Here is an 18636-nt window from a genome sequence, read left to right as displayed (position 1 = left end):
TACTAATTACCCGTGAGGCTTAACCATACAACACCCAAGAAGTGTTCTAAGGCTTGTAGCAAATACCAAGCGAACTACTAATTCAGTGATAACGACAGGCCACGAGCAACATCGTTATTCACGTCAGCTTTTCAGATTAAGAATTTGCCTGGCGGCCATAGCGCCGTGGAACCACCTGATCCCATGCCGAACTCAGAAGTGAAACGCGGTAGCGCCGATGGTAGTGTGGCATTCGCCATGCGAGAGTAGGACACTGCCAGGCACCCAATTTAAGAACCCCGCTCGATGAGCGGGGTTTTTTATTGCCTGCAATTCAGAAAGTCGTCTGATAACTGACCTTTTATTCCCTTTTCTCTGCCGTTTTCCCTGTTTTTCCTCCCCGATTTTCTCCGGTTATGCCATCGCGGCTGGCGGTGGTTGTCGCTATAATGGCCGCCCTCAAGCAAGGTGGTGGTATGAAAGCAGAATATCTACAGCGATTCGGGGGCATTGCCCGTCTTTATGGTCAGAACGCCCTGCGTTCCTTTAGCCAGGCTAAGGTCTGTGTGGTGGGGATCGGCGGCGTGGGCTCCTGGGCAGCCGAGGCGCTGGCCCGCGCCGGTATCAACCAGATCACCCTGATCGACATGGACGATATCTGCATCACCAACACCAATCGCCAGATCCACGCTATGCAGGGGACGGTCGGTCGCCTCAAGACCGAGGTGATGGCCGAGCGTATTCGCGCCATCAATCCGGATTGCGAAGTGATCGAGGTGGATGATTTCGTCACTGCCGATAATCTGGCCGAGCATATCAAGCGGGAGTTTGACTATGTGGTGGACGCCATCGACTCGGTCAAGGCCAAGGTGGCGCTGATTGCCTTCTGCAAGCGCAACAAGATACCGGTAATTGTGGCCGGTGGTGCTGGCGGGCAGATGGATCCGACCCAGATAACCGTGGCCGATCTGGCCAAGACTATTCAAGACCCGTTGGCGGCAAAGGTGCGCTCCGACCTGCGCCGGTTGCACAATTTCAGCAAGAATCCGGCGCGCAAATTCGGGGTGGAGTGTGTCTTCTCAACCGAGCAGCTGAGTTATCCGGATGGTAATGGTGGCACCTGTCAGGCCAAGGCCGCCAGCGATGGCACCATGAAGATGGATTGCGCCTCCGGTTTTGGCGCCGTGACGCCGGTGACGGCAACCTTCGGGCTGGTTGCCGCGTCCCGGGTATTGAAGAAGATTGCCGAGCGGGGCGCCCGAGCCGAGAAAGAGAGCGGGAATGAAGAAGCTGGATCGATTGGCGAAGCTTAATCGACCACTGAACAGAGCGGGTTAGACAGCCTGTTCCCGGATCGCCAGTACGATCGCTCTGAGCCCGTTGCCTCGTGACGGGCTCAAGTGTTTCTCAAGTCCCAGTTCGGTGAAATACCCTTCCATATCAAATGCCTGGATCGCCGCAGACGATTGGTGGTTGAGTGCCGCCAGCACGATTACGATGAGGCCACGCACGATGCGAGCATCGGAATCACAGGCAAAGTGCCAGCAGCCATCCTCGCTTTGTTCTCCCTTCAGCCAAGCCTGGCTTTCACACCCCTTGAGGCGGAACTCCTCCTGCTGCCATTCGGCGGGTAGCGCTGGCAGCTGCTTGCCGAGCTGGATGATGAGCCGATACTGGTTCTCCCAGCCGTGGGCGGCGGCAAACTGCTGGCGGATGGTGTCGGCGTTGGGCTCAAGGCCAATCTGGGTATAGCTTGCGAGGTCACTCATTCGGTTGTCTGCCTTAGAAGAAGTCACAGAGTTTGTGCAGGGCGGCCAGCAGGGCGTCGACATCATCCCGATTGTTGTAGCAAGCCAGCGAGGCGCGTATGGTGCCGCCGATCCCGAGCGATTCCATCAGCGGCATGGCGCAGTGATGGCCGACTCGCAGGGCGATACCCTGCATGTCGAGCAGGGTAGCAGCATCTTGCGGGTGGATGTCGTCGAGCAGGAAAGAGACCGCACCGGCGCGTTGGCCGGGTTCGCCGACCAGACGCAACCCCGGCACTTGTTGCAGGCCAGCTACCAGATAGTCGGTCAGTGCCTGCTCATGTTGGGCGAGCCATTCCCTATCTTGCCCCATCACAAAGTCGATGGCGGCAGCGAGGCCGATAGCGCCAGCGATATGGGGGGTGCCCGCCTCGAATTTGAAAGGCAGGGTATTGAAGGTGGTGCCGCTGAAACTGACCCGATCGATCATTTCGCCACCGGCTTGCCAGGGCGGCATCAGCTCCAATAGCTCGGTGCGGCCCCACAACACACCGATGCCGGTCGGGCCATAGAGTTTGTGGCCGGAGAAGGCGTAGAAGTCGCAGCCGATGGCTTGCACATCCACCTCGAGATGAGCCACCGCCTGGGCGCCGTCGATCAGCGTCACGGCGCCAACCGCTTTGGCGGCAGCCACCATCCGGGTGACCGGATTGACAGTACCGAGGGCATTCGAGACGTGGGCCACGCTTACCAGCCGGGTGCGTGGCCCCAGCATGGCGTGATAGGCGGCCAGATCGAGATCGCCCCGCTCATCGAGGGGGATAACCCGGATGACTGCGCCGGTACGCTGGGCGACCAGCTGCCACGGGACGATATTGGCGTGGTGCTCCAGCGTACTGAGGATGATTTCATCCCCCGCCTTGAGCTCGCTCATCCCCCAGCTCTGGGCTACCAGATTGATCGCTTCCGTGGTGCCGCGGGTCCAGATCACCTCGTGGCTGCGGGGCGCATTGATAAAGCGGGTGACAGTCTCGCGGGCAGCCTCAAAGGCGCGGGTCGCGCGGCCACTCAGAGCGTGGGCGGCGCGGTGCACGTTGGCGTTGTCGGCCCCATAGTAGTGAACGATGGCATCCAGTACCGCTTGCGGCTTCTGGGTGGTGGCGGCGTTGTCCAGATAGACCAGAGGGTGGCCGTTTACCTCCTGCGCCAAGGCCGGAAACTGGCTGCGCAGTTGGTCATGCTGTTGCTGATTCATGCTCCCCTCACTATCTGGAAAAAGTCATCATTTCGAAGGTCGGCCATGATCCTGAAAATAGCGCCCAAACACAAGGCGCGATAAGTCGGAATGGCGGTTGCCTGCCGTGCAGCTGATACGGTTCGTCGGGTGATTTCTGGTACAATGCCGCCCCTCATCATAAGCCAAGAGATCCGGCCCATGAAGCTCAACCCCAATCAGAACGAAGCGGTCAAGTATGTCTCCGGCCCTTGCCTGGTGCTGGCGGGTGCCGGATCGGGCAAGACCCGCGTCATCACCAACAAGATTGCCTATCTGGTGCAGCAATGCGGCTACAGTGCGCGCAACATCGCGGCGGTCACCTTTACCAACAAGGCGGCGCGGGAGATGAAAGAGCGGGTCGGCCAGACTTTGGGGCGTAAGGAGGCGCGGGGGCTGATGGTCTCCACCTTCCATACCCTGGGTCTCGATATCATTCGTCGTGAGCACAAGAGTCTGAATCTCAAGGCCAACTTCTCCCTGTTCGATGACACCGACCAGCTGGCGCTGCTGAAAGAGTTGACTGAAGACGAGCTCGACAACGACAAGGACAAGCTCTCGGCCCTTATCAGCCAAATCTCCAACTGGAAGAACGACCTTATCCTGCCAGCCCGCGCCATGCGTATTGCTCGCGGGCCGGACGAGGTGTTGATGGCCCAGCTCTATGAGCGTTATCACCGCCAGATGGTGGCCTATAACGCGCTGGATTTTGACGACCTCATCGTGATGCCGACCCTGCTGCTCAAGAGCAATCAGGAGGTGCGCGAGCGCTGGCAGAACAAGATCCGCTATCTGCTGGTCGATGAGTACCAAGACACCAACACCAGCCAGTACGAGCTGGTGAAGCAGATCGTCGGCGAGCGGGCCCGTTTTACCGTGGTAGGGGATGATGACCAGTCCATCTACTCCTGGCGCGGTGCCAAGCCGCAGAATCTGGTGCTGCTGAGCGAGGATTTCCCCAGCCTCAAGCTGATCAAGCTGGAGCAGAACTACCGCTCCAAGCGGCGGATCCTCAAGTGCGCCAACATCCTGATCGCCAACAACCCGCACGTCTATGACAAGGCGCTCTTCTCCGAGTTGGATGAAGGGGTGAAGCTCAAGGTGCTGTTCGCCAAGAACGAGGAACACGAAGCGGAGCGGATCGCCGCCGAGATGATGGGCCACAAGTTTATGAACCGCACCCGGTTCAAGGATTACGCCATCCTCTATCGGGGCAACCATCAGTCGCGCATCTTCGAGAAGGCGCTGATGACCAACCGGATTCCTTATCGCATCTCCGGCGGCACCTCGTTCTTCTCCCGCACCGAGATCAAGGACATCATGGCCTACCTCAAGCTGCTGGTGAATCCGGATGAGGACACCGCCTTCCTGAGGGTGGTCAACCTGCCGCGCCGCGAGATTGGCCCCTCCACCCTCGAAAAACTGGGTCAGTATGCCAATCAACGCGGCAAGAGCCTGTTTGCCGCCAGCTTCGAGCTGGGGCTGGAGCAGCACCTCTCTGGCCGTGGCCTCACTGCATTACAGGCCTTCACCAACTGGTTGGTACGCCTTGGCGATCAGGCGTTGCGCGGCAATCCGGTAGAAGCGGTGCGGGACATGATCAAGGAGATCCACTACGAAGAGTGGCTCTACGAGACCTCGCCCAGCCCGAAAGCGGCCGAGATGCGGATGCAGAACGTCTCCACCCTCTATCGCTGGATCACCGAGATGCTGGAAGGGGATGAGCTGGAGGAGTCGATGACGCTGGCTCAGGTGGTCACTCGCCTCACCCTGCGCGACATGATGGAGCGCAACGAAGGGGAGGATGATGCGGATCAGGTGCAGTTGATGACGCTGCATGCCTCAAAGGGGCTGGAGTTCCCCTATGTCTACATGGTGGGGATGGAGGAAGGCTTGCTGCCCCACCAGACCAGCATAGACGAGGACAACGTGGAGGAGGAGCGGCGTCTCGCCTACGTGGGGATCACCCGGGCTCAGACCGAACTGACCTTCACCCTCTGCAAGGAGCGGCGTCAGTTTGGCGAGTCGGTACGGCCAGAGCCGAGCCGCTTCCTGCTGGAGCTGCCGCAGGATGATCTGGATTGGGAGAATAAAAAAGTAGTCAGCCCTGAAGAGCGTCAGCAAAGAGGTTTGGATGCTCTTGCTCAGATAAGAGCACAACATAATTTGAAAAAGGGGTAGGGCGATTCTTCTCTACTTCTTGAGTTATCCCCAAGGGGAAAACCAGAAGAAGGTGACCGCCAAGGAGCGCCAGCAGAAGGGGCAGGTCGGTGTTGCCAACCTGCGGGCGTTGTTCAAGAAGGATTAACCCTAAGGATTGGCCGGGGTCAGTAGCGGTACTATGTCTGCTCCCGGCATGGGCGGTGAGATATAGCGCCCTTGCCCCATCCGGCAGCCGATATCAATCAGCTTCTGCAATTGCTGCTGGTTCTCGATCCCCTCGACTACCAAGGTGTAATCGAGATCCTGACAGATATCCCGCATGGCGCGGATCAGCGCCAAATCTTTGGGCGATTGCAGCATCCTCTGGGTAAAGCTGTCATCCACTTTGATGTAATCCACCGGGAAGTGGAACAAGGCGTTGAGGGAGGAGAAGCCGGTGCCGAAATCATCGAGGCTGATCTGGATACCCTTGGCCCTCAGGTCATGAAGGGATGCCAGCGCATCGGAATCTTGCCGCGACAGCTCCCGCTCGTTGAATTCAAAAATCAGATAGCCGGGGGCGACTCCTTCCTCTTCGATAATTCCCATCAGCCGCATGATGTGGTCATGGTTGACCAGATGCTTGCCCGACAGATTGATGGCGACCTTGAACTTGCCCTGCCCGGAGATTGGCAGCCAGTTCTTCAGTTGCTGACAGGTGTGGCGCAGGATCTGGTAATCCAGCTCCAGAATCAGGCCGCACTGCTCTGCCAGCGGAATAAAGTCGAACGCATCCTTCAGAATCCCCTCCTCGGTCAGCCAGCGCGCCATCACCTCCAGTCCGGTCAGGCGGCTATCCTGCAGCCGGATCACCGGTTGGAAATAGGGGACGATACGCCCCTCCCGCAGGGCTCTGGCCAGCATCTCTTCCGGCGAATTCCAGTTCTGGTTGATGCAATCATCCGAGTAGCTGACGATGCGACTGCGACCATTGCGCTTGGCCTGATACATGGCCAAATCGGCCTGATGGAGCAGCTGGCTGATATCTGAGGTTTGCTCGGAGACGCTCGATACCCCAAGGCTGACGGTAATGCTCAACTCGTTGCCGAGTAGCCGGAACGGGTAGGAGAGACGGCTGATAATGCGGTTGAGCACCGGGCTGATGTCATCGTCGCTCTTGCTGCTGTCCAGATAGATGACAAACTCGTCGCCCCCCAGTCTGGCCACCAGATCGTTTTGCCGGATGCAGGTCTGCAGGCGGCGGCTCACCTCCTTGAGCAGCTGATCGCCAGCGCTGTGGCCCAGGGTGTCATTGATCTGCTTGAAGTGATCCACATCGATAAAAATCACCGCGAATCCCGGTGACTTGTAGCGGTTGTAGTGGGTCATGGCGTGGTTGAGGTGGTTCATCAACAGCGCGCGGTTGGGCAGTTGGGTCAGCGGATCGTGAAGCGCATCGAATTGCAGCCGCCGTTCCAGCTCCTGATGCTGCTTGAGCTGCTTTTGCAGCCTGAGGTTGGTCTGACGCAGCTGTTGCAGCCGCTGGTTGATGGAGTCTTCGGTATTGATGTCGTTGAGCTGCTGGCGGATCCGTCTCAGCTCCAGCAGCAGGGTGAGCTGGCCACGCAGAAAGTCGAGAAACAGCTTGTCGTCGGTCTCCAGCGGTTGAGCCGTGCTGATGATGAAGTGGGCGAAGTACTGTTGTTGCAGCCGCAGCGGCATGCTGTGCCAGTAGCGGGACTCCCTGCTCACCTCGATATTGCTGGTGCTGTGGCACAAGCCGCTGATGAACTCGTCCCCTTGATGGGGATGGGCAGGGTAGATCTTTTCCAGCTTCTGACTGGTTAGCCTGACCAGCAGCATGTCCTCGATGGTGAGCATCTGGCGCAGTACCGCTTCCAGTTGGGAGAAGAGCGCCTGGGCCGGCAGGGTATTGGCGAGCCGCATGATGCGGCTGATGCTCTCGATTTTCTTTTTCCAGTTCGGGTCTTTGCGGATCAGCGGTGAAGGGAGCTCGGTGAGATGGGATCCCGCCTGGGTTTCGGTCAGCCGTTTGGCCAGACACTCCAGCAGCAGACGCAGGGTCGGCAGGTCGGCTGGTGTGCCACGCGCCAGCAACCACTGTATCTGGCCATGCTCGATGGGGAAGACGCACCACCCTTCGGCCTCATCCAGCTGGGTGAGTTGATCGGTGATGCGGGACTGCTCACGGCCCAGCTGTTGCTTGAAGATGTCGCTGACCTTGTAGGCGTAAAGCCAGTTCAGACCGGTATCGGAGAGGCCCAGCATGCCGAAATGTTGCAGCGGGCAGAGTTGGTCAATCTGCTGGATCAGGGCATCGTAATCGTCAGACGTGGCGGTTTGTGGCGCCGGGAAGTCCATAATGGCAGAGACCAACGCCAACAGGGGAGTTGAGTAGTGGGGTTCGATGGATTGGGACGACATGTGCAACTCCCGATATGTCTACCTTACAAGAGTAGTCGGAAGCCGATAGATTGAAAGGGCCGCAATTGCGGCCCTTTCAAATACTTACAGCTTGTCGATCATGTAGTGGATGGCGTTTTCAATCTCTTCATCACTACAGTTCGCACAGGTACCGCGCGGAGGCATCATGCCGGACTTGCCGGTAAAGCCTTCAATGGCATGTTTCTTGAGAGTATCAATGCCCTGGGCGATGCGAGGATCCCAGGCTGCCTTGTCACCCCGTTTGGGGGCACCAGCGGCGCCGGTGTCGTGACAGGCAAAGCAGGCGCCCTTGTATACCGTTTCGCCATCGCGGGGACCGGAAGAGGCGGCCGCAGTCGGTGCAGCACTCGCGCCGGCAATACCTTCCAGATCCTTGGCGGTATAGACCTGACCGATTGGTTTGATCCGCTCGGCAATGGCCTCCGGTGACATCTCATCGGCAGCAAGCACTGCCCCAGACAAGCTGGCGGCCGTCATCCCGACAGCCAGCAAATAGCTCAGTTTTTTCAACACGCTCATATACTCCCAGCAGTCTTTTATTATCCATGTAAACGACGGGATTATAACCGAATAGTTACAGCCATTTAAACGCTTGTGTGTGAAGTGTTAAACACTCTGCGTGCAAAGTTTTGGCCGATATCACGGCAATTCGGGTGGTGGAGATAAAAAGAAACCCGGCATTCGCCAGGTTTCGAGTAACCAAAGGGTGAAAAGGGTTATTTATCCCAGCTCAGGATCACCTTGCCGGAGTGGCCGGAGCGCATCGCATCGAACCCCTGCTGGAATTCGTCGATGTGGAATCTGTGGGTGATGATGGGGGAGAGATCCAGCCCGGACTGGATCAGGCTGGCCATCTTGTACCAGGTTTCGAACATCTCGCGGCCATAGATCCCTTTGATAAACAGCCCCTTGAAGATCACCTTGTTCCAGTCGATGGCCATGGTGGAGGGGGGAATGCCAAGCATGGCGATCTTGCCGCCGTGGTTCATCTTGTCGATCATCTCCTGGAAGGCGCTCGGGACGCCTGACATCTCCAGCCCCACATCGAACCCTTCGGTCATGCCCAGCTCGCTCATCACGTCGGCCAGCTTCTCCTTGGCCACGTTGACCGCGCGGGTGGCGCCCATCTTGCGGGCCAGCTCCAGCCGGTATTCGTTGACGTCGGTGATCACCACGTGGCGCGCACCCACATGGCGGCAGACGGCGGCGGCCATGATGCCGATGGGGCCTGCCCCGGTGATGAGCACATCTTCACCCACCAGATCGAAGGAGAGGGCGGTGTGCACCGCATTGCCAAACGGGTCGAAGATGGCAGCCAGCTCGTCCGGGATATTGTCCGGCAGCTTGAAGGCATTGAACGCGGGGATCACCAGATATTCGGCAAAAGCACCCGGGCGGTTGACGCCAACACCAATGGTGTTGCGGCAGAGGTGAGTGCGGCCAGCGCGGCAGTTACGGCAGTGGCCGCAGGTGATATGCCCTTCACCGGAGACCCGATCGCCGATGGCGAAGCCGCGCACCTCCTGACCGATGGCGACTACTTCGCCGACATATTCATGGCCGACCACCATGGGTACCGGAATGGTCTTCTGGGACCACTCGTCCCAGTTGTAGATATGGATATCGGTGCCGCAGATGGCGGTTTTGCGGATCTTGATCAGCAGGTCGTTGTGGCCGAGCTCGGGGGCCGGCACATCCGTCATCCAGATGCCGACCTCTTTGTGCAGTTTGGAGAGTGCTTTCATGGCTGTTCCTTCAATACGAATGCAGAAAAAAGGGGCTGCAGCCCCTTGATTCAAATCAGATAACGCCGAGTTCACGGCCGATGCGGATAAAGGCGTCGATCGCCTTGTCCAGCTGCTCGCGGGTATGGGCGGCAGACATCTGGGTGCGAATGCGGGCCTGACCCTTGGGCACGACCGGGAAGGAGAAGCCCACCACATAGATGCCGGCTGCCAGCATGCGGCTTGCCATTTCGGAGGCGAGTTTGGCATCCCCCAGCATCACCGGAATGATGGCGTGGTCGGCGCCAGCCAGAGTGAAGCCAGCGGCGCTCATCCGCTCGCGGAAGTAACGGCTGTTCTCTTTCAGGCGGGCGCGCAGGTCGTGACCCTCGGCCAGCATGTCGATCACCTTGATGGTGGCGGCAACGATGGAGGGGGCCAGCGAGTTGGAGAAGAGGTACGGGCGGGAGCGCTGACGCAGCCAGTCGATCACCTCTTTCTTGCCGGAGGTATAGCCACCGGACGCGCCGCCGAGCGCCTTGCCCAGAGTGCCGGTGATGATGTCGACCCGATCCATCACGCCGCAATATTCGTGGGTGCCACGACCGTTTTCGCCGATAAAGCCGACGGCGTGGGAGTCATCCACCATCACCAGCGCATCGTATTTGTCTGCCAGATCGCAGATGGATTTGAGGTCGGCGATGACGCCATCCATGGAGAAGACGCCGTCGGTGGCGATCAGCTTGAAGCGGGCGCCGTCGGCATCAGCCTGCTTGAGCTGGGCTTCCAGCTCGGCCATGTCGTTGTTGGCATAGCGATAGCGCTTGGCCTTGCACAGCCGCACGCCGTCGATGATGGAGGCGTGGTTGAGGGCATCGGAGATGATGGCATCTTCGGCGCCGAACAGGGTCTCGAACAGACCGCCATTGGCATCGAAACAGGAGGAGTAGAGGATGGTGTCTTCGGTGCCGAGGAAGGCAGACATCTTCTGCTCCAGCGCTTTATGCTGGTCCTGGGTGCCACAGATGAAGCGCACCGAGGCCATGCCGAAGCCGTGGCTGTCGAGTCCCTGATGGGCGGCGGCGATCAGGTCCGGGTGGTTGGCCAGCCCCAGATAGTTGTTGGCACAGAAGTTCAGTACCTGCTCACCGCCGACGGCGATGCTGGCCTGCTGGGCGGAGGTGATGATGCGCTCCTGCTTGTACAACCCTTCAGCTTGCACCTGGTTCAGTTGCTCGGTCAGGTGACGATAGAATCCGTTAGACATCCTCGATCCTTAGTGGCTATTTCAGCTGCGTATCAACAGAGGGCGACATTTTACTGCAATCTGTTGCGGTAAATTCAAATGATTGTGCTGATATTCAACAAATGTGAAACAGATCTCACCCAGCTGGTTGGGCCAGCTGGCGGTAGTGCTGCTCCAGCTGCTGGATCTGTCCGGCCACCTGGGGTTGCACATAGGGGCGCAGCAGGAACAGCACCTTCAACACGCCTTGATAGAGCAGCGGTTTGGTGATGCGGGTGTTGGGGGCCTGGGCAATCTGGAACGGGATCCAGCAGGTCACCACCATCTTGATGGTCTGGCCCAGATCCGGCAGGTCTTCATCGCTGACATCGATAATGCCCCCTTCGCGCAGGCTTCTGAGTAGCGCGACCACGGAGGAGCGCATCTGCTCCTGGGCCTTGAGGTACTTCTGTTGCAGCGGTTCGTCACGGCTCAGGATGTCCGGCAGATTGGCGTAGAAGAAGCGGAACTGCCACATCAGATAGAAGATGGCATCCAGATATCCCATCAGATCCTGCAGGGTGATTTCACGGTTGCGGGTCGGGACGAAGCTCTCGCTCAGGTGGCGGGCATACTGGTCGAAGATGGAGTGGATGATGTCTTCTTTATTGCGGAAGTGGTAGTAGAGGTTGCCCGGGCTGATGCCCATGTGCGCCGCAATATGGTTGGTGGTGATGTTGCGTTCACCCTGATCGTTGAACAGCTCGGTCGCGCTGTGAATGATCCTGTCTCTGGTTTTCATCACTCATTCCTCCAACAGGTTCCGCTCGGGGCAGTTTTGAACAAGGTCGAATCCCCGGACGGCCCGTGATAAACTTTTCGGCAATTTCAAATTGGCTCACTATACACAGCTTTAACAAGCAGTCACATGTAGCCATCAACGTACGAGAGGCAAACTCCATGATCGTAGTAACTGGCGGTGCTGGCTTTATCGGCAGCAATCTGGTCAAGCAGCTGAACGCTCAAGGACGGACCGATATCGTGGTCATTGATGACCTGACCGACGGCACCAAGTTCGTCAACCTGGTCGATCTGACCATCGCTGACTACATGGACAAAGACGAGTTTCAGGCTCGGATCGTCTCCGGTGACGAGTTTGAAGAGTGGGACAACGGCATCGAGGTGATCTTCCACGAAGGCGCCTGCTCTGCCACCACCGAATGGAACGGCAAGTTCATCATGGAGGTCAACTACGAGTACTCCAAAGATCTGTTCCACTACTGCATCGAGCGTGAAATCCCGTTTATTTACGCCTCTTCTGCCGCGACCTACGGTGGCCGCAATGACAACTTCATCGAAGATCCCAAGTTCGAACAGCCGCTCAACGTCTACGGCTACTCCAAGCAGTTGTTTGACCAGTACGTGCGCCGCTGGATGCCGGAGATCAACTCTCAGGTTGTCGGTCTGAAGTACTTCAACGTCTACGGCCCACGCGAGCAGCATAAAGGCTCCATGGCTTCCGTTGCCTTCCACCTCAATACCCAGGTGAAGAAGGGCGAGAATCCCAAGCTGTTCGAAGGTTGCGATGGCTTCCCGAACGGTGGTCAGATGCGTGACTTCATCTATATTGACGACGTATGCAAGGTAAACCTCTGGTTCTGGCAGAACCCGCAACACTCCGGCATCTTCAACTGCGGTACCGGCCGTGCCGAGCCGTTCCAGAACGTGGCCGAAGCAGTGATCAAGCATCATCAGAAGGGAGCCATTGAGTACATTCCCTTCCCGGATCACCTCAAGGGCCGCTACCAGAGCTTCACCCAGGCTGATATGACCAAGCTGCGCAGCGTGGGTTATGACGCCGAGTTCAAAACCGTTGCCGAAGGGGTAGCGGATTACATGGCCTGGCTCAACCGCTAACGGGTGAGCACAACGCGGCAGTTTGAGCGCAAAACCGGAAGTGGGCACTCGCCTGCTTCCGGTTTCTGGTCTCTGTGGCTGCTTGCCGTTCCTCTCTTCTCTATCGGGTAACCGCGCGATGAATATATTGATGGCACTCTCCCAGCTCGAGGTAACGGGAGCTGAGGTCTATGCCACCACGGTCGGTAACGAACTGACCCGGCGTGGTCACAACGTCTTTTATGTTTCTGATACCCTGACCAAGCCGACGCTTGGTCCCGTCTTCAAGCTGAGATTCAACAAGCGCAGCATTCTGCGCCGCTTCTGGCACGTCTTTTACCTCATCTATCTCATCAAGAAGCACCATATCCAGTTGGTGCATGCTCACTCCCGCGCCTCCGGCTGGAGCAGCTATGTCGCTTGCAAACTGACTGGCACACCAATGATTACCACGGTTCATGGTCGCCAGCCGGTGCACGCTTCGCGCAAGGCATTCCATGCCCTTGGGCTTAGGGCGGTTGCCGTTTGTGAGGATATTGCCCATCAGATAGTCGACAATCTGGGGGTGGATCCCGCGATCGTGCAGGTGCTGCGCAACGGTATCGAAACCGACAAATTCCAGCCTGTGCCTGCGCCGGATAATCCAAAGCCGGTGATCGCCATCATTGGCCGTTTGAGCGGCCCCAAAGGGGAGCTCTGTTACCGTCTGCTCGACGAGGTACTCGATCTGGATGCCTGCAAGGTGCGGATTGTCAGCGGTACCAAGGTACCGGAGCGCTTTGCCCGTTTCGAAGGCCGTGCCGAGTTTGTTGGTTATGTCGATGATGTGCCCGCTCTGCTGGCGAGTTGCGATCTGGTGATCGGCGCCGGTCGGGTGGCGATGGAAGCACTGCTCTGTGGTCGGCCCGCCTTTGCCATTGGTGAAGCCAAGGCAGTTGGTCTGGTGACCGAACAGAATCTGGATGATGCTCTGGCGAGTAATTTTGGCGATATCGGCCCCAAGGATCTGGCTATCGATTTTGCTGCCCTTAAGGGAGAAATCGAGACCGCTTTGACCAGCAAGACGGTGCCGGAAGTCATTCGGCAGCGCATTCAGGATGAGTATGGCTTGCAGGGGGTAGTATCCGGCCTCGAAACCATCTATCAGGATGCCGTAGTCGAAACCCTGCGCCGCGAGATGCCCGTCATCATGTACCACCGTTTTATCGAGCAGGATAGCGAGAAAGGAGTGCATGGCACCTGGATGCCGATCACCATGTTCGAGAAGCATCTGCGACTGATGAAGTGGCTAGGCTACGAAACCCTGACTTTCCGCGATTTGGCGGACAAAGGCTTTATCCACCGTCTGCAATACGGCAAGAAGTACCTGATGATCACCGCCGATGACGGCTATCAGGACAACCTGACCCGCATGCTGCCACTGCTGGAAAAATATGGTTACAAAGCCGTGGTGTACGTGGTTACCGGCGAAGGTTATAACCGTTGGGATGTGGAGCATCCGACCAATCCTGATACCAAGGTCTCATTGATGAGTGGTGAGCAGGTCAAGGTGCTGGCCGCCAGCGGTCATGTGGAAATTGGTGGTCATACCCTGACTCACCCCCGCTTGAGCAAGCTCACACCCGAACAACAAGCCCATGAAATTCAGGAGAATAAACGCCAACTGGAGGCCCTGCTTGGCCATCCGCTGCTCTCGTTTGCCTACCCTTACGGAGATATGAACGAGAGTGCCAAGGAACAGGCTATCACCGCCGGGTATCGTTTTGCCGTCGCTACCAATAGCGGCCCCAAAGCAATGCACCAGGACCCTTTCCAGATCCGCCGGATTGCCATCTTCCCCCGTACTGATGTATTCGGGCTGTGGCGAAAAATTCGTGGGAATTATGTGTTCAGGAAGTGAACTGATAGCTTCCTGCCATACTCAAGGTAATTAATAGGTATGACAGACTCTATAAAGCGATACTTGGAGAGTGAGCATTGCTCATCATTAATGTTTCTCTCCATTATATGCTACGTGATGTTCAAAGATTCATTTCAGGTTGTTGGCGATTTCTTTCAAACCGTTATGATTATTGGTGGTTTGGTAGCAATAGCTGTGTATCGGGATTTTTTTTCCAGAAATGTAGTGTTTTGGTTGCTAGTAATTGGAGGAGTAATTCAGTTCGTAAGCTGGTTTATGTCAACTAGAACTATACCTGAACTCGCACAGCCTACTCCTAATCTCAAACCGTTTTCTTATTTAATGGTGTTTCTTGTCGTGGCTTTTTGGCTAAAGGGGTCACTTAAGAGATCTATCGTGACACTACTTGCATTTTCTGTTGGTAGTGTTTTTACGTTGTTTTATTACTCTGATTTTTTTGAACAATTTATAATTGGAATGCACGGTAGTCGAGTAGACTTTGGCTATAGAAATGCGCAGCATGGCTCCTTGATAATAGGCGCAGCTTTCATCTGTACACTTTGGTTTATATATACTGTCGCGCCACAGAAAATAAATAATAAAGGTGTTGTTGTTTCAATATCATGTTTGTTTTTGGTTCTTTTAGGGGCATTGTTGATGATGTTACAGTCAAGACAATCTTGGCTGGCAGTGTTCATATCTATATTTGTGATACCATTGTTATATGCTTATTTTAGAGACAGGGTTTCACTCAGAAAGATTATCATGCTCTATGGTATATTATTCGTCATCGGAATTATCATATATCATGTTGATTTTGTTCATAATCGTATTTATGCTGGTTTTTCACATCCAGGTGATTTACATAACATGTTATCAGGGAACTGGCGAGAGGTGAAAGATATAAGTATCGGTGTCAGGCTACAGACATGGCTGGAGGCGATTAATTGGTTTTATTCTCATCCTATTTTTGGTACTGGTGATGGCAGCCGTTCTTTAGTGATTACTCAGTCAAATGTTTTGCCTGACTATATTAAGGCGGAATTTAGACATCTGCATAATTCAAATTTTGAAACTGCAGTTTCTTATGGTGCAATGGGGCTCGTATTCACCTATGTACTGATGTTCTATCCTGTATACAAGGCTGTGAGGAGTAATGCTCCTACCTTAATAAAATGTATTGCCATTAGTTTCTTGATCTATTGGCTAATAATTAACAATTTTGAATCGTTCTTATATATGCGTTCAGGTCAATGGGTTTTCAACACCTTTATGGGAACAGTGTATTCATTTGCATTATATAGTGACTTTCTTGAATATCAATCTCGCCGAAATAAATTGGACGAATATAATATATGAAAATTTTTATTGTCAGCTTAAAAAATGCTGAGTCTCGCCGTGAGCGAGTTAAGCGAGTTTTGGCAGAACTTGATGTTGAGTTTGAATTTTTTGATGCAATAAATGGTTTTGCTGGACTGCCCGAAAGATTACAAGGGTGTCCGGATGATATGCACCGAAAATTTTTAAGAAGTCGTCCACTGACTCCCGGTGAGAAAGGCTGCTATGCAAGTCATTATTTACTATGGGAGAAATGCATAGAGCTAAATGAGCCGATAATTGTCCTTGAGGATGATTTTCTACCGACAAGATATTTCTGTGATATATTCGAAGCCCTACCTAAACTACATGAAAAATATGAGTATTTGAAGCTGGAGCCGCAGATCGGTGACGCGACGGCACTGGAATATGAGCATGGAATACAAACAATGCTCTGGCATAACAATGTTAGGTGGACGACGGGATATAGTATTAATCCTAATGGAGCCAGAAAGCTGGTTGGTTGCAGTAGCAGATGGCTATGTTCAGTAGATAACTTTATTGGTGAGTCATATCGACACAAAGTCCAGTCAGTCGGTGTGCTGCCATATGCAATATATAGCCCTGGTGATATGGAGAGTGGAATTCAAAACAAGGTGGCCTTGGCTAAGGTGCCGCTACTTTTTAAGGCATCTCGAGAAATATATAGGTTTTATCGCTTTGTAAGAATGTATTTTTGGAATAAAAAATATAAAAATCAGAAGGGATAACATGAAAGCTTCAAAAAATAATACAGGAATAGGTTGTGATAAAATACATGCAATATGGTTGGGTGACCGCTTGCCACCACTTGCACATGTATGTATTGATGATTGGAGTAAGCAGGGGTATGAATATAAAATATGGTTAGATTGCGACCCTAAAATAAAACATTGGATAGCTGGGTGTGAATTTTCAAGGCGATGCTATGAAAAGGGACTCTATGCTTTTGTGACTGATTATCTTCGCTTGAAAATTCTTGCTGAAGAGGGCGGTCTATATATGGATACGGATGTTACAATAAATAAAAATCCGTTTGGTATTTTCCATGACTATAATTTTGGGGTTGGTTATGAAGAGGGTGATAGAATTGGTACGGCAATAATTTACGCCAAGCAGGATTCTTCTACATTAGCACGGTTGATCCATTTCTACGAGAATGAAATCATGAAGTCAGAGCTCTATATGGGGCCTGATATTATGACCCATATTCTTAAAAGTGAGTCGATTGTGGAAAATGTTGGGGTTTTTGATAAACATTATTTTTATGATTATAGTGGCGAAAAAATAAATTACACTCCACACCCAGATAGATATGTAACACACTGGTTTCAACATAGTTGGAAACGCTCAAACGGATTAGTATTCCTGAAATCAAAACATAAGGGTATGTTGGGGTTTCTATATGAATATCAAAAAGAGCTATTTCGCTTCAGGAGTTAAGGAATGATACGCTTTTTGCATTCATTCTTAACGCTTGATGTCGATGATAAAATGTGAGTTGCAGTTGGGAAACGTTGGTGAATAACTGTTAAAGTTCTAGTCAAATTTTTCTGGTTGGTATGAATTTGATGGTTGTGTTTAGTGAGCGCTACAGCAAGATGATGTTTGGGGCCGTTATTTTTTCTGGGCTGATGTTATCTTGGTTGTTCTTTAGCCACCAACTCCTAACCGGCGACCAGACCCAGATGCTCTACAAGGGTTACCTTGGGGCTTATGAGGGGGTCTGGCTCAGCTATGGCAATGCGGCGAGTGCGGTGGGCAATGTGCCGGGGAGTTTGTCGGCCTGGCTGATCGGCGGGCCGCTGCTACTGTGGGATTCTCCCTATGCCCCCATGGTGTTGCTGCTGGCGATGCGGTTGGTCGGGTTTCTGCTGTTTGATGCAGTGATCCGTCAGGTGTTTGATGACAGGGTGCGTCTGCTGTTTCTGGTGCTCTGCTGGCTTAACCCCTGGTTCCAGTACGAGAGTCTGCTCTACAACCCCTCCTATCTGTTCCTTTTCTCGGCCATGCACTGCTGGTCGGCCTGGCATATGCGCGAGCGGGCCTCCTTCTGGCACATGATCGTTCACCTGCTGGCCATCGGCATGGCGATGCAACTGCACTACTCCTGGCCACTATTGGCGGTAATGTCCACCTATCTGTTCTGGCGCCGCATTCTCAAGGTGAGTTGGAGTGGGGTGGTGGTGGCTACCCTGCTGATCGGTGCCTCCCTGATCCCTTATGCCATGGAAGTGATGAGCAACAGCCATATCACCCAAAACGTCGATCCCGAGGCGCGCCAGCGCTATATCGGCTGGGGGCTGGTGCATGTCTATCCGGTGCTGAAATCAGTGCTCTACTGGCTGCGCTACGGCTCCTGGTTGTTTGCCAGCAAGCTGGTCAATGACACCCAGTTCATCTGGCTGGCTGGGCACGAATACCTGCAGATGGCGGCAGTCTGGCTGTGGCGGGTGGTGATCTACGGAGTGGGCTCGGCGACCGTATTGCTGGCGGCCAAGGCCAACTGGCAGCTGTGGCGTGAGCTCAAGCCGCGCCTGCTGCGCAGCGACCGCGCGCCAGTGGATGGTGAAAGCTGGCTCGGTCTCTATGCGCTGGCGGCGGTGCTGGCGGTGCTGGTGAGTGCGGCTCTGTCGCCGATCATCTTCAACTACTGGCACCTGATGCTGATCTTCCCCTACGCCCTGTTCCCGATCCTGCTGTTACTGGTGCGTTGGAGCCGTCGTTATCCGCAGTGGGTTGGCAAGGGGCTGCTGGTGGCCACCCTGTTCTGCACCGCTGTGAACCTGATCGCGGCGTGCGACAGCACCAAGTTCTCCTATCAGGCGGACTACAAAACCCAGGTGCTGGAGTATCTGCAAGAGATGAAGCTGCAACCCAAGCAGTGAGTCATCCACGCCCAGCTCCCCGGTCTCGGGGGGGCTGGC

Annotated in this window: 15 protein-coding genes and 1 rRNA gene; 9 read left to right on the top strand and 7 right to left on the bottom strand. The window is 54.7% G+C overall.

Going from position 1 to position 18636, the window contains the following annotated elements; translation table 11 throughout:
- The first annotated feature begins 147 nt into the window (after positions 1-147).
- Positions 148-262: ribosomal RNA gene (gene rrf / locus AB5Y86_RS14870) — 5S ribosomal RNA — on the top strand.
- 193 nt (positions 263-455) lie between these two features.
- Positions 456-1292, top strand: a complete 837-nt coding sequence (tcdA, locus tag AB5Y86_RS14865; RefSeq protein ID WP_064339107.1) for a tRNA cyclic N6-threonylcarbamoyladenosine(37) synthase TcdA — start codon at positions 456-458, stop codon at positions 1290-1292.
- A 21-nt stretch (positions 1293-1313) separates the two neighbouring features.
- On the opposite strand, the gene AB5Y86_RS14860 is transcribed toward tcdA, so the two are convergent.
- Positions 1314-1748 carry a SufE family protein gene (locus AB5Y86_RS14860; protein WP_058056434.1) on the bottom strand — a complete coding sequence of 145 codons (435 nt, stop codon included), beginning with the start codon at positions 1746-1748 and terminating at the stop codon, positions 1314-1316.
- A 13-nt stretch (positions 1749-1761) separates the two neighbouring features.
- Positions 1762-2982, bottom strand: a complete 1221-nt coding sequence (locus AB5Y86_RS14855; RefSeq protein ID WP_368193209.1) for an aminotransferase class V-fold PLP-dependent enzyme — start codon at positions 2980-2982, stop codon at positions 1762-1764.
- A 180-nt stretch (positions 2983-3162) separates the two neighbouring features.
- Between AB5Y86_RS14855 and rep the strand changes: the two genes are divergently transcribed.
- A complete protein-coding gene (rep, locus tag AB5Y86_RS14850) occupies positions 3163-5181 on the top strand; it encodes a DNA helicase Rep (protein ID WP_368193207.1) in 2019 nt (672 codons plus the stop codon).
- Between the two features lie 129 nt (positions 5182-5310).
- Here rep and AB5Y86_RS14845 read toward each other — a convergent pair whose 3' ends face one another.
- The 5 genes from AB5Y86_RS14845 to AB5Y86_RS14825 form a co-directional block, all read right to left on the bottom strand.
- On the bottom strand, positions 5311-7587 hold the full coding sequence (locus AB5Y86_RS14845; RefSeq protein WP_123172112.1) for a bifunctional diguanylate cyclase/phosphodiesterase: 2277 nt from the start codon (positions 7585-7587) through the stop codon (positions 5311-5313).
- A gap of 84 nt (positions 7588-7671) precedes the next feature.
- A complete protein-coding gene (locus tag AB5Y86_RS14840) occupies positions 7672-8127 on the bottom strand; it encodes a cytochrome c5 family protein (RefSeq protein WP_041234042.1) in 456 nt (151 codons plus the stop codon).
- Between the two features lie 197 nt (positions 8128-8324).
- Positions 8325-9353, bottom strand: a complete 1029-nt coding sequence (gene tdh, locus AB5Y86_RS14835) for an L-threonine 3-dehydrogenase (protein ID WP_103250870.1) — start codon at positions 9351-9353, stop codon at positions 8325-8327.
- A 55-nt stretch (positions 9354-9408) separates the two neighbouring features.
- The gene (locus AB5Y86_RS14830; protein ID WP_005342487.1) at positions 9409-10599 is read right to left on the bottom strand and encodes a glycine C-acetyltransferase; all 1191 of its coding nucleotides are present in this window, start codon (positions 10597-10599) and stop codon (positions 9409-9411) included.
- A gap of 115 nt (positions 10600-10714) precedes the next feature.
- Positions 10715-11359 (bottom strand): TetR/AcrR family transcriptional regulator, encoded by a 645-nt coding sequence (locus AB5Y86_RS14825; protein ID WP_005340848.1) that lies wholly within the window; start codon positions 11357-11359, stop codon positions 10715-10717.
- Positions 11360-11517: 158 nt separating this feature from the next.
- On the opposite strand from AB5Y86_RS14825, the gene rfaD reads away from it, so the two are divergent.
- The 6 genes from rfaD (at position 11518) to AB5Y86_RS14795 (ending at position 18597) form a co-directional block, all read left to right on the top strand.
- Entirely contained in the window at positions 11518-12474 is a 957-nt protein-coding gene (rfaD, locus tag AB5Y86_RS14820; RefSeq protein ID WP_005340846.1) for an ADP-glyceromanno-heptose 6-epimerase, read from the top strand.
- A 118-nt stretch (positions 12475-12592) separates the two neighbouring features.
- The gene (locus AB5Y86_RS14815) at positions 12593-14353 is read left to right on the top strand and encodes a polysaccharide deacetylase family protein (RefSeq protein WP_368193205.1); all 1761 of its coding nucleotides are present in this window, start codon (positions 12593-12595) and stop codon (positions 14351-14353) included.
- Positions 14354-14392: 39 nt separating this feature from the next.
- Complete coding sequence (locus AB5Y86_RS14810) at positions 14393-15712, top strand: O-antigen ligase family protein (RefSeq protein WP_368193204.1); 1320 nt, start codon at positions 14393-14395, stop codon at positions 15710-15712.
- Positions 15709-16440 (top strand): glycosyltransferase family 25 protein, encoded by a 732-nt coding sequence (locus AB5Y86_RS14805; RefSeq protein WP_368193203.1) that lies wholly within the window; start codon positions 15709-15711, stop codon positions 16438-16440. The genes AB5Y86_RS14810 and AB5Y86_RS14805 overlap by 4 nt, the downstream gene beginning before the upstream one ends.
- Position 16441: 1 nt before the next feature.
- Positions 16442-17152 carry a glycosyltransferase family 32 protein gene (locus AB5Y86_RS14800; RefSeq protein ID WP_368193201.1) on the top strand — a complete coding sequence of 237 codons (711 nt, stop codon included), beginning with the start codon at positions 16442-16444 and terminating at the stop codon, positions 17150-17152.
- Between the two features lie 245 nt (positions 17153-17397).
- Entirely contained in the window at positions 17398-18597 is a 1200-nt protein-coding gene (locus AB5Y86_RS14795) for a 3-deoxy-D-manno-octulosonic acid transferase (protein WP_368193213.1), read from the top strand.
- The last annotated feature ends 39 nt before the right edge of the window (positions 18598-18636 follow it).

The sequence above is a fragment of the Aeromonas sp. s8 genome (assembly GCF_040907785.1).
In the GTDB taxonomy this organism is placed as follows: Bacteria; Pseudomonadota; Gammaproteobacteria; order Enterobacterales; family Aeromonadaceae; genus Aeromonas; species Aeromonas veronii.
The sequence above is the reverse complement of the archived record's forward strand: the minus strand, read 5'-3'. Positions and strand labels throughout refer to the sequence as shown.

Bases quoted from the DNA above. Each gene is read 5' to 3' on its own strand.
- tcdA (WP_064339107.1), top strand. From the start codon at position 456: ATGAAAGCAGAATATCTACAGCGATTCGGGGGCATTGCCCGTCTTTAT.
- AB5Y86_RS14860 (WP_058056434.1), bottom strand. From the start codon at position 1,748: ATGAGTGACCTCGCAAGCTATACCCAGATTGGCCTTGAGCCCAACGCC.
- AB5Y86_RS14855 (WP_368193209.1), bottom strand. From the start codon at position 2,982: ATGAATCAGCAACAGCATGACCAACTGCGCAGCCAGTTTCCGGCCTTG.
- rep (WP_368193207.1), top strand. From the start codon at position 3,163: ATGAAGCTCAACCCCAATCAGAACGAAGCGGTCAAGTATGTCTCCGGC.
- AB5Y86_RS14845 (WP_123172112.1), bottom strand. From the start codon at position 7,587: ATGTCGTCCCAATCCATCGAACCCCACTACTCAACTCCCCTGTTGGCG.
- AB5Y86_RS14840 (WP_041234042.1), bottom strand. From the start codon at position 8,127: ATGAGCGTGTTGAAAAAACTGAGCTATTTGCTGGCTGTCGGGATGACG.
- tdh (WP_103250870.1), bottom strand. From the start codon at position 9,353: ATGAAAGCACTCTCCAAACTGCACAAAGAGGTCGGCATCTGGATGACG.
- AB5Y86_RS14830 (WP_005342487.1), bottom strand. From the start codon at position 10,599: ATGTCTAACGGATTCTATCGTCACCTGACCGAGCAACTGAACCAGGTG.
- AB5Y86_RS14825 (WP_005340848.1), bottom strand. From the start codon at position 11,359: ATGAAAACCAGAGACAGGATCATTCACAGCGCGACCGAGCTGTTCAAC.
- rfaD (WP_005340846.1), top strand. From the start codon at position 11,518: ATGATCGTAGTAACTGGCGGTGCTGGCTTTATCGGCAGCAATCTGGTC.
- AB5Y86_RS14815 (WP_368193205.1), top strand. From the start codon at position 12,593: ATGAATATATTGATGGCACTCTCCCAGCTCGAGGTAACGGGAGCTGAG.
- AB5Y86_RS14810 (WP_368193204.1), top strand. From the start codon at position 14,393: ATGACAGACTCTATAAAGCGATACTTGGAGAGTGAGCATTGCTCATCA.
- AB5Y86_RS14805 (WP_368193203.1), top strand. From the start codon at position 15,709: ATGAAAATTTTTATTGTCAGCTTAAAAAATGCTGAGTCTCGCCGTGAG.
- AB5Y86_RS14800 (WP_368193201.1), top strand. From the start codon at position 16,442: ATGAAAGCTTCAAAAAATAATACAGGAATAGGTTGTGATAAAATACAT.
- AB5Y86_RS14795 (WP_368193213.1), top strand. From the start codon at position 17,398: ATGCTCTACAAGGGTTACCTTGGGGCTTATGAGGGGGTCTGGCTCAGC.